Source organism: Methylocystis sp. Se48, from assembly GCF_056269425.1.
Genome location: NZ_CM149850.1, coordinates 2,574,356 through 2,586,333 on the forward strand (window position 1 = coordinate 2,574,356; position 11,978 = coordinate 2,586,333).

12 protein-coding genes are annotated in these 11,978 nt (G+C 66.1%); 6 read left to right on the forward strand and 6 right to left on the reverse strand.

All coding sequences use genetic code 11. The annotated features are described in order from the left end of the window. Positions 1-81 precede the first annotated feature (81 nt). The 5 genes from ACV959_RS12665 (at position 82) to ACV959_RS12685 (ending at position 4,323) form a co-directional block, all read left to right on the forward strand. Positions 82-483 (forward strand): EF-hand domain-containing protein, encoded by a 402-nt coding sequence (locus ACV959_RS12665; RefSeq protein ID WP_475736946.1) that lies wholly within the window; start codon positions 82-84, stop codon positions 481-483. Between the two features lie 63 nt (positions 484-546). Then, on the forward strand, positions 547-1,725 hold the full coding sequence (locus ACV959_RS12670; protein ID WP_475736947.1) for an ABC transporter substrate-binding protein: 1,179 nt from the start codon (positions 547-549) through the stop codon (positions 1,723-1,725). Further along, on the forward strand, positions 1,722-2,741 hold the full coding sequence (locus ACV959_RS12675) for a YVTN family beta-propeller repeat protein (protein ID WP_475736948.1): 1,020 nt from the start codon (positions 1,722-1,724) through the stop codon (positions 2,739-2,741). Before ACV959_RS12670 ends, ACV959_RS12675 begins: the two co-directional genes overlap by 4 nt. Continuing rightward, complete coding sequence (locus tag ACV959_RS12680; protein ID WP_475736949.1) at positions 2,738-3,490, forward strand: ABC transporter ATP-binding protein; 753 nt, start codon at positions 2,738-2,740, stop codon at positions 3,488-3,490. The genes ACV959_RS12675 and ACV959_RS12680 overlap by 4 nt, the downstream gene beginning before the upstream one ends. Continuing rightward, positions 3,487-4,323 carry an ABC transporter permease gene (locus ACV959_RS12685; protein ID WP_475736950.1) on the forward strand — a complete coding sequence of 279 codons (837 nt, stop codon included), beginning with the start codon at positions 3,487-3,489 and terminating at the stop codon, positions 4,321-4,323. Before ACV959_RS12680 ends, ACV959_RS12685 begins: the two co-directional genes overlap by 4 nt. A gap of 7 nt (positions 4,324-4,330) precedes the next feature. Here the strand turns inward: ACV959_RS12685 and ACV959_RS12690 are convergent, their stop codons facing one another. From ACV959_RS12690 to ACV959_RS12710, 5 genes are all read right to left on the reverse strand, one after another. Then, on the reverse strand, positions 4,331-5,617 hold the full coding sequence (locus tag ACV959_RS12690) for a GNAT family N-acetyltransferase (protein ID WP_475736951.1): 1,287 nt from the start codon (positions 5,615-5,617) through the stop codon (positions 4,331-4,333). Between the two features lie 90 nt (positions 5,618-5,707). After that, positions 5,708-6,574, reverse strand: a complete 867-nt coding sequence (locus ACV959_RS12695; RefSeq protein ID WP_475736952.1) for a hypothetical protein — start codon at positions 6,572-6,574, stop codon at positions 5,708-5,710. A gap of 118 nt (positions 6,575-6,692) precedes the next feature. Then, on the reverse strand, positions 6,693-7,220 hold the full coding sequence (gene infC, locus ACV959_RS12700) for a translation initiation factor IF-3 (RefSeq protein ID WP_475736953.1): 528 nt from the start codon (positions 7,218-7,220) through the stop codon (positions 6,693-6,695). Positions 7,221-7,409: 189 nt separating this feature from the next. Continuing rightward, positions 7,410-8,282, reverse strand: a complete 873-nt coding sequence (locus ACV959_RS12705; RefSeq protein ID WP_475736954.1) for an alpha/beta fold hydrolase — start codon at positions 8,280-8,282, stop codon at positions 7,410-7,412. Further along, entirely contained in the window at positions 8,279-8,497 is a 219-nt protein-coding gene (locus ACV959_RS12710) for an FmdB family zinc ribbon protein (protein WP_475736955.1), read from the reverse strand. The genes ACV959_RS12705 and ACV959_RS12710 overlap by 4 nt, the downstream gene beginning before the upstream one ends. A gap of 159 nt (positions 8,498-8,656) precedes the next feature. Between ACV959_RS12710 and ACV959_RS12715 the strand changes: the two genes are divergently transcribed. Further along, positions 8,657-10,390, forward strand: a complete 1,734-nt coding sequence (locus ACV959_RS12715; protein WP_475736956.1) for an acyl-CoA dehydrogenase — start codon at positions 8,657-8,659, stop codon at positions 10,388-10,390. A 31-nt stretch (positions 10,391-10,421) separates the two neighbouring features. Here ACV959_RS12715 and glpD read toward each other — a convergent pair whose 3' ends face one another. Continuing rightward, positions 10,422-11,882 (reverse strand): glycerol-3-phosphate dehydrogenase, encoded by a 1,461-nt coding sequence (gene glpD / locus ACV959_RS12720; protein ID WP_475736957.1) that lies wholly within the window; start codon positions 11,880-11,882, stop codon positions 10,422-10,424. Between the last annotated feature and the right edge of the window lie 96 nt (positions 11,883-11,978).

The window sequence follows — 11,978 nt, forward strand, 5'->3', positions numbered from 1 at the left end:
TTTTTTGTCGCGGCCAGGCCTTATCGCAACGGCGGAAATCATCCTATATCCTACAGGCGTTGTTCCCGAACTGGAGCTGACATGAACAAGACCTTTCTCGCCGCCGCTCTCACCATCGCCGCGCTGGCGGCGGGGCCGGCGACCCCCGCCCTCGCCAAAAAGGCGCCCCCCGTGGCGGCGCTCGACACAGACAACGACGGCACGGTCGACTTCAACGAACTGAAGAAATCCGCGGAAGCGCTGTTCGACCGGCTTGAAAAGGACGCGGACGGCACGATCGAGCCCAAGGAGCTTCAGGGCCGCCTGTCGAAGAAGGAATTCAAGGCCGCCGATCCCGACAACGACGGCACGCTCGACAAAAATGAATTCCTCGCCGCGGTCGAGTCGCTCTTCAAGGCCGCCGACCCGGACAATGACGGCACGCTCGACGAAAAGGAATTCGCCTCGAAGCAGGGCAAGTCGCTGCTGCGCGTGACCCGATAAATGAGGTCGGCGCGCGGGGTCGGCGACTTGATCCCGCGCGCCAAAGCGGCCATTTAGGGGCCCATGAAAAGCCTCGCCGCCGTTCTTGTTCTTCTTTGCGCCGCCGCGCCCGCGGCCGCGGACGCGCTGAACGTCAAGGTCGGCGTGCTGCGCGAGCAACACTCGCGCGAGACCCTCTCCATCCTCGACATACCCGCCGGCGACGACACGATCGCAGGCGCGCTGCTGGGCGCCGCCGACAACAACACTACCGGCAAATTCACCAATCAGACATTCGAGGCGATAGACGAGAAGCTCGACGAGGGCGCCGACGTTCCGGCGTCCGTCGACGCGCTCATCGACAAGGGCGCGATGTTGATCATCGCCGATCTCGGGCCGGATCGCCTCCTCGTCGCCGCCGAACGCGCGAAGGACAAGGGCGCCCTGCTCTTCAACGTCTCCGCTCCGGACGAACGCCTGCGCGAGGAAGATTGCCGCGCCAATGTCGTACATGTTGCGCCGTCGCGCGCGATGCTTGCCGACGCCCTCGCGCAATATCTGGTGTGGAAGCAGTGGCGCAAATGGCTGCTGATCAAAGGCTCGCATCCCAACGACGAATTGCTGGCGCAGGCCTATCGCCACGCGGCGAAAAAATTCGGCGCGAAGATCGTCGAGGAGCGGGTCTACGAGGACACGGGCGGCGGACGGCGCAGCGACTCCGGCTCCGTTCAGACGCAGCGCCAGATGCCCGTTCTGACGCAAAACGCGCCCGCCTATGACGCGCTCGTCGCCGCGGACGAAAGCGATGTCTTTGCGGGCTATCTCCCCTATCGCACATGGGATCCGCGCCCCGTCGCGGGCTCTGCGGGGCTCTATCCGACGAACTGGGATCCCGCTCACGAGCAATGGGGCGCGCATCAATTGCAGAACCGCTTCATGGCGGCGTTCCGCCGCCCGATGAATGCGCGCGACAACAACGCCTGGCTGGCCATGCGCATGATCGGCGAAGCCGCGACGCGGACCAATTCCAATGCGCCCGATAAGGTGCGCGATTTCATGCTCGGCAAGGATTTCTCGATCGCCGCCTTCAAGGGCGTGCGCCAGACGCTGCGTCCGTGGAACCAGCAATTGCGTCAGCCGATCCTTCTTTCCGACGGACGCATGACCGTCTCCGTCTCGCCGCAGGAGGGCTTCCTGCATCAGGTGAGCGAACTCGACACGCTGGGGCTGGATCAGCCCGAAACCAAATGCAGGTTGAAATGAACAAGTTCTTTGCCGGCGCCTCCTCTCATCGCGGCCGCGCGGAAGGCCGGGGCGCTCGCGCTGTCGCAACGGCGCTGTTCGCCGCCTGCCTCGTCTCACCCGCCCTCGCCTATACGGCCTATGTCAGCAATGAGAAGGGCAACTCCATCACCGTCATCGACACTGACAAGCTCGAAGCGACGGCGACGGTGAAAGTGGGCCGTCGCCCGCGCGGGATCGAGCTGAACAAGGACGGGTCCGAACTTTACATCTGCGCCGGAGACGACGACGCCATTCAGGTGCTCGACACCAAAACCTTGAAGCTCACCAGCAAGCTGCCCTCCGGCCCTGACCCCGAGCTTCTCGCGCTCTCGCCCGGCGGCGACACGATCTTCGTTTCGAACGAGAACGACAATCTCGTCACGCTCATCGACGTGAAGCGCAAGGAGCAGATCGGCGACATTCCCGTCGGGGTCGAGCCGGAAGGCATGGCGGTGAGCCCCGACGGCAAGCTGCTCGTCAACACGTCGGAAACGACGAATATGGCGCATTTGATCGATACGCAGACGAAGGAGATCGTCGCCAATATTCTCGTCGACGCCCGCCCGCGTTTCGCGGAATTCAAGAAGGACGGTTCGGAGCTCTGGGTGTCGTCGGAAGTCGGCGGCACGGTCGCAGTCATCGACCCGGTCAAGCGCGTGCTGAAGCAGAAGATCAGCTTCGAGATTCCGGCGATGTCGAAGGAGGCGATCCAGCCGATCGGCATCTCCTTCACCCGCGACGGCAAACGCGCTTTCGTCGCGCTCGGCCCCGCCAATCGCGTGGCGGTGATCGACGCGGAATCGAAGAAGATCGAGAAATATCTGCTCGTCGGCCAGCGCGTCTGGCATCTCGCCTTCACGCCGGACGAAAAGTATTTGCTCACCGCCAATGGCGTGTCGAACGACGTGTCGGTGATCGACGTCGCCAATCTCAAAGTTGTGAAGTCGATTCCCGTGGGCTCCTTCCCCTGGGGCGTCGTGGTGGCCCCGAAATGAATGAAACGCCAGCGCTTTCGATACGGGGCCTCAGCCACTCCTACGGGACGCGCAAGGCGCTCGACGACGTGTCTTTCAGCGTCGCGCCGGGCAGCTTCACCGTGTTGCTCGGCCTCAACGGCGCAGGCAAGAGCACGCTGTTCTCGCTCGTTACCCGTCTTTACGCGGCGCGTGAGGGCGAGATCGACATTTTCGGCGCGAATGTGATGCGCGAGCCCAGCGCGGCCTTGCGCAAACTCGGCGTCGTCTTTCAGGCGCGCACGCTCGACCTCGAATTGAGCCTGATGCAGAACCTCGTCTATCACGCGGCGCTGCATGGCATAGGTCCGCTCGACGCGCGGCGGCTTGGTCTCGACGCGCTGACGCGCGCGGGACTCGCCGAGCGCGCAAACGACAAGGCCCGCGCGCTGTCGGGCGGCCAGATGCGCCGCGTCGAAATCGCCCGCGCCCTGCTGCACGGGCCGAAGCTGCTGCTGCTCGACGAACCGACCGTCGGCCTCGACATCAAGGCCCGCGCCGATCTCCTCGCCCATGTGCGCGGCCTGGCGCGCGATGAGGGACTCGGCGTGTTGTGGACAACACATCTCATCGACGAGATCGAGGACGATGATCAGGTCGTCATCCTCCATCAGGGCAGGGTGCTGGTGACGGGAACGGCGCGCGAGCTCGTCGCGGCGAATGACGCAGCGAATATCGGAGCGGCCTTCGCCAAGGTCACAGGCGCCGGCGGGGAGCGACTTTCGGCATGAGCGCGACAATGGATGTTTCCCGCAGGGGCTTTACCCCGCGCCAATATCTCGTCTGCCTCTGGGGCGTCGTGTGGCGCGAGGGGCTGCGCTTCCTGCATCAGCGCGAGCGCTTCGTCTCGGCCCTCGTGCGTCCGCTCGTCTGGCTCTTCATCTTCGCCGCGGGCTTCCGGCAGGTGCTCGGCATTTCGATCATCCCGCCCTACGAAACCTATGTGCTCTACGAGGTCTACATCGCGCCGGGCCTGATGGCGATGATCCAGCTCTTCAACGGCATGCAGTCGTCGCTGTCGATGGTCTACGACCGCGAGATGGGCAATATGCGGACGCTGCTCGTCTCGCCCTTCCCGCGCTGGTTCCTGCTCGGCGCCAAGCTTTTCGCAGGCGTCGCCGTGTCCATTCTCCAGGTCTACGCCTTCCTGTTCATCGCCTGGTTCTGGGAGATCGAACCGCCGACCAAATGGGGCTATCTCACCGTGCTGCCCGCGCTCGCCCTCGCCGGCCTGATGCTCGGCGCGCTCGGCATGCTGCTGTCGTCGCTCATCAAGCAACTCGAAAATTTCGCGGGGGTGATGAACTTCGTCATCTTCCCGATGTTCTTCGCCTCCTCGGCGCTTTATCCGCTATGGCGCGTGAAGGAATCGAGCCCGTGGCTTTATTACGTCTGCTCGGTCAATCCGTTCACCCACGCCGTGGAGCTGATCCGTTTCGCCTTTTATGAAAAGATAGAGTGGACGTCGCTCCTCGCGCTCGGCGGCTATACGGCCGTTTTTCTCGTCGCGGCGATCGTCGCCTATGATCCCGCGCGCGGCATGTTGCTCCGCAAGGCCGGGTAGGGACGCCTTATCCCCCGCGCTGCGTCAGCAGCGAGGCCATCGGAAGGCTGGCGCCGATCAGGAGAAGCGCGAGAGCGAGACGGTAATCTTTCGCGGCGCGCAGCCCCGAGCGGACGATGGCGCGGCCGCCCGCCGCAGCGAGCTTCGCGCGCGATTTGACGTCAGCGGCGGCGCGCATCCGGCGCGCGAGGGTCTCCGCCGCAGACGCTTCCCGCGACAGGCTCAGGACATAGCGCCCCACCGGCTCCCGCTGGCGCCAGACCCCCTCTTGCGCGATCTCGACCTGCGCGAGAGAGTCGAGCCGCTCGATGGCGAAGCCGCCGCCGACGCTGGCGGCCGTGCGCGCGTCGAGCGCAAGCCCCGGCGCATGGCGGGCGTAGGCAGGATCGTAAGCGGCCTTGAAGGCGTAGCCGACGCCCTGCGACTCGAGATCCAGCGCCATGGCGATCGGCCGGCCGTCGAGGGTGAGCGCGCGAAGACGCACGCGGGGCGCATCGTCCGCGCCGCCGAAAGCCTCGAGCGCGAAAGCGCGGGTCGCGTCGCGGCAGGCAAGCGCCGTGCCAGACGCTCCCTTCCAGCCGGCGCTCTCGAGGCGCAGGAACGCCTCGAGCGCCTCACGCCCGCCCGGCCCGTTCGCCATTGCTTCAGAAAAGCCGACCGTTCCGATATCGGTGAGCCGGCGCATTCGGCGCTCCGTACTGGAGCGCCGGTTCTTGCGCATATAGGCCCGCGCGTATTGCTCGCCGCTCGCGCCGGGGTCGAGCTCGATCGCCGGCCGGCTCAAGCCATCGACGCGCGCGAGCGCGTAGCCCTCGGCGCCGGCCGCGTCGTCGAGTGCGCGGAAAAAGCCGCGCTTTTCGGTCAGAAACGCGAAGATCACCGCGCCCTGCCCCTCATGCGCGAGAAAGCGCAGCATCGCGCGCAGGATCGCGACGGCGCCGTCGCGGCGGATCAACGGATGGGTCAGCGTCGTGTAAGGATTGACGAAGAGTCCGCAGGCGCGCCCAGGAAACCCGTTGCGCCAGCCCAGCGCCTCGACCGGCGCGAGACCGGCGAGCGCGCCGTCGCGCGCCGGGTCGCGAACGACGACGGCGGGAATGGGCTTTCCGCCGCGCAGATGCCTTTCCGTGGCGATCAGGACATTCGGAGCGTAGAGCGGATTCGGCTCGATCGCGCAATCGGCGAGTTCGCGCCAGGACGCGCGCTCCTCGGCAAGACGCCCGATCGTCGTCCAGCTCACGTCGAAAGGTTGCGCAGAACGACCAAGGTCGTCGGGGAAACTATCCGAAGCCATGCGGTCGCCGCCCGCCAATGAATCGAGGATCGCGGACAGCTTTAGGAATCAGGTCTGAAGAGAGGATTAAGCCGGTCGCAAACGACCGGGCTACTTCTTTCCCTTGGCGGCCTTCGCGGCCTCCTCGGACGCAGCGGCTTCCGCGTAACCTTCGGGCAGTTTCACGCCGCTCGCGAGCTGGGCCCCGAGCGCGATGGCGCGGGCCTCGGTGAGGCGAAGGGCGCAATATCCGAACTCCGACTCCTTGGCGTAGGAGCGGCAAACTTCCTCGCGCCAGGACGAGAATCCCGCCTGTTCCTTCACGACGAAGTCGCGGACCAGCTTGTCCTTTTTGTTGCGGTCGTAAAGAGCGCGGAAGTTGCCGCGCACGGTCTTCTCGACCTTGGCGCGCGCGCCGAGCATTTCCTCCGCCTTCTTGGGGTCGAACTCATTGTCGCCCATTCCCCAGAGTCCGCTCGGATCGGCGCGGCAGTCGGCCTCCTTGATCTCGCAGGCCTTGCCGTCATTTGTCACGAGGATGGCCCCATCGAGGACGTCCAGCGTGAAGGCGCAGGCCGGAAAGTCGATCTGATAGCGACGCAGGCCCGAGCCGCTGTCGCGCGCCGTCAGTTTCAACGGCATTCCAGAGACTTCGACGCGGCATTCCTCGCCCGACCGCGTGAGGCGGTCGCCCGAGAGCGTCAGCCTGGCGACCTGCAAGTCCGCTCCCGAATGCGCGAACTCGATGGCGCTTCCTGTCCCGTCGAGCTTCAGCGGCTTGCCGACGATCGTATCCTCGGACGGCGCCTTGGGCATGACAGCGTGTCCGCTCGATTCGCCCATCGCGCCGCTGCCGCTCACCCGCTTTTTCTTCGGCTTGGCGGCGCCGGACGGGCTCGTCACGGTTCCTTCGGGCGTGGGCGCGACGGCGCCGGGAAGCGCAAGCTGCGCATGGGCAGGCTCCCCCGTCAGAAGCATGGCCAGCGTCGTCGCCGCGGCCGCCCGAGAAAAAAAAGTCGAGGACGCCACGCGAACCCCCGGCAAGGCCTAGCCCCTTTCCCAATGGGCCGCCGGTCCTGCCGGCGGCCGAGACGCCTCAGCGCGGCGCCAGAACCATCACCATTTGCCGGCCTTCCATGGACGGCTCGAGCTCGACCTTCGCCATGTTGGCGGTCTCGGCCTTCACGCGGGTCATCAGGCGGTAGCCGATGTCCTGATGCGCGATCTCGCGACCGCGGAAGCGGAGGGTCACTTTGACCTTGTCGCCTTCCTCGAAGAAACGTCGCACGGCTTTCATCTTCACGTCGTAGTCGTGCTCGTCGATGCCGGGACGCAGCTTGATTTCCTTGACCTCGACCACTTTCTGCTTCTTGCGCGCCTCGGCGGCTTTCTTCTGCTCCGCGAAACGGAAGCGGCCGTAATCGAGAATCTTGCAGACGGGGGGCGTGGAGTTCGGCGCGATCTCGACGAGATCGAGCCCGGCCTGCTCAGCCATGTTAAGCGCGTCCAGCAATTGAACGACGCCGTGATTTTTGCCTTCGGAATCGATCAACTGCACTTCGCGCGCGCGAATTTCACGATTGGTGCGCGGGCCTTCCTTCTGCGGCGCCGCGGTGCTCTTCATTGGCCTGCGAATGGATCGTTCTCCTTCTGGGGGCCGAAAACCTCGGCCATTGGGCAAGTAAACGCGCTGCAGCGCGCGCGTATAGGCTTTTCCGGACGGGGTCCAGACTAGCGGGAACAATCTCACGACTGCGCGTCAAGTCAACTGCCGAAACCGCCCGCCCGCGCTTTATTCACGCCAAAGCCGAGATCAAAGGAAATCATCTATAAGCGCCCAAACCTCTTCCGGCGCGTCCTCGGGCGAAAAATGGCTGACGCCGGGCAACCGCTCGATCCGCAGGTCGGCGACGTAGCGCCCGGTTCCCTCGAGCGTCGCCTCTCCCAGCGCGACATCCTCGGTTCCCCAGACGATCAGCGTCGGCGGCTCGACGGGCGCGGCGAGATCCGTCGCCGCGAAAATGTCGCGGGCCGCCTGCCGGTACCAGTCGAGCATGGCCGTCGCGGCGCCCGGCGCGGCGGCGTTGTCGCGGTAAAGGTCGAGAATCTCCTGCGGAATGGCGTCGCGCCGCCCCGCCGCCTTGCGGATGAGAACGCCAGTCAGAAACCCGCGGCCGGCGGACAGCAGCCAATCCGGCAGGAAGGGCATCTGGAACATGGCGACATAGAAGGATTTTCTTTTCTGCTCGGCGCTTTTCAAGGCGCGACGGAAGCAGAGCGGATGCGGAATATTGATGAAGACCAGCCGCTCCAGCGGGCGCAACTTGCGGATGGCGAAGACCCAGCCGACGAGGCCGCCCCAATCATGTCCCACGAGCGTTGCTGACCGCGCGCCGGAGGCGTCGATGAGCGCGGCGATGTCGCCCGTCAGCGCCGCGAGAGAATAATTTTCCTTGCCTGCGGGCCGGCTGGTGGCGCCGTAGCCGCGCTGATTGACCGCCCAGACCCTGTATCCCTTGGCCGCGAGCGGCGCGACGAGATGGCGCCACATCGCCGCGGTCTCGGGAAAGCCGTGAAGCAGCAACGCAAGGCGCTCCCCCTCCCCCGCCTCGAAAACCTCGAAGTCCAGTCCGTTGGCGGGAACGACGACGCGCCGCGCGCCGGGCAGGGCCTCGGCGGGCGTCAATTCGCCAGCGCCGGGCAACTCGGACAGGGCGTTCCGCCGGACATGGCGGCGCAGCTTTCGCCCGCGTCGCCGCCCGCGGCCGGCTTGGCGATCAGCGACAGTTGACGCTCAACCTGGCCGCTTCCACAGGCAGGGCACTCGGGCGTCTCCTCGAATCGCGCGAGCGTCTCGAAATCGTGGGCGCATTTCTGGCAGCGAAAAGCGTAAAGGGGCATGTCGTCTCTTGATGTCTGACAGGAAGGATCGGGCCTATTTTCGGGTCTTCCCGAACTTTCCGCAAGGCGCGTCCCCTCTGCGGCAAATCGCGCGGACATACGCGCCGGGCGCGCCGTGCGCTAAATTCCGAAGACGAATCGTTCCGCTGGATCAAGAAAATGACCTATCGCGCGCCGCTCCCCGACCTGATCTTTGCGCTTCGCCTCGCTGCGAGCGGCGGCGCAGCCGAAGCGGATGGGGTTTTCGCGGATCTCTCCGGCGGGGTCGCCGAACAGACGCTCGCGGAAGCGGCGAAATTCGCCCAGGAACAATTGCTGCCGCTCGACCGCGCGGGCGACCGCATCGGCGCGCGCTTCGCCGACGGCGCCGTGACCACGCCGCCGGGCTGGCGGGAAGCCTATGCGAAATGGAAGGAAGGCGGCTGGAACGCCCTCGCCGCGAGTCCGGACCATGGCGGGCTCGGCCTGCCCGCGCTGCTCAGCGCCGCCTGCACGGAAATCTGGAACGCCGCCAACATTTCCTTCGCGCTCTGCCCGCTTCTGGGCCATGGGGCGATCGAAGCGATGGAGGCCCACGCCAGCGCGGCGCTGAAGGAGACCTATCTGCGCCGGATCGTGAGCGGCGAATGGACCGCGACGATGAATCTGACCGAGCCGCAGGCCGGCACCGATCTCGCGCTGCTGCGCACGCGCGCCGAGCGCAACGCCGACGGCTCCTACCGCATCGCCGGCCAGAAGATTTTCATCACCTATGGCGAGCACGATCTCGCGGACAACATCGCGCATCTCGTGCTCGCGCGCCTGCCCGACGCGCCCGCGGGCGTGAAAGGCATTTCGCTGTTCCTCGCGCCTAAATTCCTGCCCGATGAAACAGGCGTCTTCACGCGGCGCAATGCGCTGCGCTGCGCGGGAATCGAACGCAAGCTGGGGATCCACGGCTCGCCCACCTGCATCATGATCTACGAGGACGCCATCGGCTTCCTCATCGGCGAGGAAAACAACGGACTCGCCTGCATGTTCACCATGATGAACAACGCCCGCCTCAACGTCGGGCTTCAAGGCGTCGCGCTCGCCGAGCGCGCGACGCAGGCGGCGCTCGCCTATGCGCGCGAACGCAAGCAGGGCCGCGCGCCCGGCGCCTCCGGCGCGAGCGCCATCATCGAGCATCCGGACGTCGCGCGCATGTTGCTGACCATGGCGAGTCTCACGGCGGCGGCGCGCGCGATCTGTTTCGAGACGGCGGCCGCGCTCGACCGCGCGAAACGCGACGCGGACGCGGCGCGCGCGCGGGAAGCGGCCGAGCGCGCAAGTCTGCTCACGCCTGTCGCCAAGGCGTTTTCGACCGACATCGCCAACGAGGCGACGTCGCTCGCCGTGCAGGTTCATGGCGGCATGGGCTACATAGAGGAAACAGGCGTCGCCCAGCTCATGCGCGACGCGCGCATCTGCGCGATCTACGAGGGAACCAATGGCGTTCAGGCCATGGATCTCGTCGGGCGCAAATTGCCCATGTCCGGCGGCGCTGCGTTGACCCGCGAGATTGCGGACATGCGGGCGATCGCGCGAGAGAGCGAATACGCTTCCATCGGCGAAGCGGTCGACGCGCTGGCGCAGGCAAGCAATTATCTCGCGGCGGCGCTGACCCGGGCCCCGGCCGAGGCGCTCGCCGGCGCGACGCCCTATCTGCGTCTTTTCGCGCTCGCGCGCGGCGCCACGCTGCTCGAAAAAGGCGCGAGAGTCGCGCGCCGCGCCGGCGACCACAACGCCGCGCGCTATGAAGCGCTGTCGCATTTCTTCGCGAAGAACGTCGCCGTCGCCGCGCCGGGTCTCGCGAAAATGACGATGGAAGGCGCGCGGTCAGTGACGGACGGAAAAGCGGCCCTCTCAGGCTGAAATCCTCTCCTCGCGCGAAAGCAGCGGGCCGTCAGGCGCCCAACCAATCCCGCAACGCCGCCTGCTCGGCTGCGCTCAGATGCAGGCCCAGCTTCGAGCGCCGCCACAAAATGTCGTCCGCGGTCCGCGCCCATTCATTGTCGACGAGGTAACGCGTTTCCGCTTCGGTGAGCCCGCAGCCGAAATCGCGGCCGAGGTCGGCCATCGACCGCGCCCCATCGAGAACGCGCACGGCGCGCGTCCCGTAAGCGCGGGCGAGGCGCAGGGCGAGCGCGTCGTCGAGGAACGGCTTCTCGGCCTTGAGTTTCGCGAGACAGGCCTCGAACTCCATTTCCCCGCCGGGAAAGACCGCATTCGCTGTCCATGCTTCGCCATGCGGCGGCAAGAAGCCGCGCAAGTCATCGAGCGCATGTTCGGCGAGACGGCGCGCCGTGGTGATCTTGCCGCCGAAGACCGAGAGCGCGGGCGCGCCGTCCTGCGGCGCGTCGAGGTCGAAGGCGTAGTCGCGCGTCACGACCGACGCGTTCAGCGAGCCGTCGTCGTAGAGCGGGCGAAGGCCAGAATAGCTCCACACGACATCCGCGCGCGTCACGGCGCGGCGCAGGAAATGATTGATCGAGTCGAGCAGGTAATCGGTCTCGGCGTCGCTGATCGACGCCGCTCCCGGCGCGCCGTCATAAGGAACGTCCGTGGTGCCGACGAGCGTGAAATCGCGCTCGTAAGGAATGGCGAAGACGATGCGGCCGTCCGGATTTTGAAGAATATAGGCGTGGGCTCCGTCATAAAGTCTGCGCGTGACGAGATGCGACCCTTTCACCAGCCGCACATGCTTGCGCGAATGAACGTGCAGCGCCCCCTCGATCACCTCCGAGACCCATGGCCCCGCGGCGTTCACCAGCGCGCGCGCCTCGATCCGCGCGCCGCCTTCGAGCGTCGCGATCCAGTTGTCGCCTTCGCGCTGCGCCTGCGCGAGCCGGGCTCCGACGTCGATCGTCGCGCCGCGCTCCTTCGCATCGAGCGCGTTCAGGACGACGAGGCGGGAATCTTCCACCCAGCAATCGGCGTAAGTGAAACCGACCGAATAGCTCTCCCGCAAGGGCGCGCCGAGCGCATTGCCCTTCAGCGAGACCATGCGCGAACCCTCGAGCCGTTTGCGGCGCGCGAGATGATCGTAGAGGAAGAGGCCGAGCCGCAGCATCCACACGGGGCGCAGGCCTTTTTCGTGCGGCAGGACAAATTTCAGCGGCCAGATGATGTGGGGCGCGGCGGCGAGCAACAGCTCCCGCTCGGCGAGCGCCTCGTGCACGAGACGGAACTCGTAGAGTTCGAGATAGCGCAGGCCGCCGTGAATGAGTTTCGTGGAGGCGGAAGACGCGCCGCTCGCAAGATCGTTCTGCTCGACAAGCCGGACCGACAGCCCCCGCCCCGCCGCGTCGCGCGCGATGGCGCAGCCGTTGATCCCGCCGCCGATGATGAGAAGATCGTAGATCATGCGCGCCGCTCGCTTTGGCTCGCGCTCAATCTAAGGCGGGCGCGGGCGGACGCAAGGAACGCGCATGAAGCGCCCCCGCCGCGCATCGACGCCGGA

Bases quoted from the DNA above. Each gene is read 5' to 3' on its own strand.
- ACV959_RS12670 (WP_475736947.1), top strand. From the start codon at position 547: ATGAAAAGCCTCGCCGCCGTTCTTGTTCTTCTTTGCGCCGCCGCGCCC.
- ACV959_RS12715 (WP_475736956.1), top strand. From the start codon at position 8,657: ATGACCTATCGCGCGCCGCTCCCCGACCTGATCTTTGCGCTTCGCCTC.
- infC (WP_475736953.1), bottom strand. From the start codon at position 7,220: ATGAAGAGCACCGCGGCGCCGCAGAAGGAAGGCCCGCGCACCAATCGT.
- ACV959_RS12695 (WP_475736952.1), bottom strand. From the start codon at position 6,574: ATGCTTCTGACGGGGGAGCCTGCCCATGCGCAGCTTGCGCTTCCCGGC.
- ACV959_RS12665 (WP_475736946.1), top strand. From the start codon at position 82: ATGAACAAGACCTTTCTCGCCGCCGCTCTCACCATCGCCGCGCTGGCG.
- ACV959_RS12685 (WP_475736950.1), top strand. From the start codon at position 3,487: ATGAGCGCGACAATGGATGTTTCCCGCAGGGGCTTTACCCCGCGCCAA.
- ACV959_RS12710 (WP_475736955.1), bottom strand. From the start codon at position 8,497: ATGCCCCTTTACGCTTTTCGCTGCCAGAAATGCGCCCACGATTTCGAG.
- ACV959_RS12680 (WP_475736949.1), top strand. From the start codon at position 2,738: ATGAATGAAACGCCAGCGCTTTCGATACGGGGCCTCAGCCACTCCTAC.
- ACV959_RS12675 (WP_475736948.1), top strand. From the start codon at position 1,722: ATGAACAAGTTCTTTGCCGGCGCCTCCTCTCATCGCGGCCGCGCGGAA.
- ACV959_RS12690 (WP_475736951.1), bottom strand. From the start codon at position 5,617: ATGGCTTCGGATAGTTTCCCCGACGACCTTGGTCGTTCTGCGCAACCT.
- glpD (WP_475736957.1), bottom strand. From the start codon at position 11,882: ATGATCTACGATCTTCTCATCATCGGCGGCGGGATCAACGGCTGCGCC.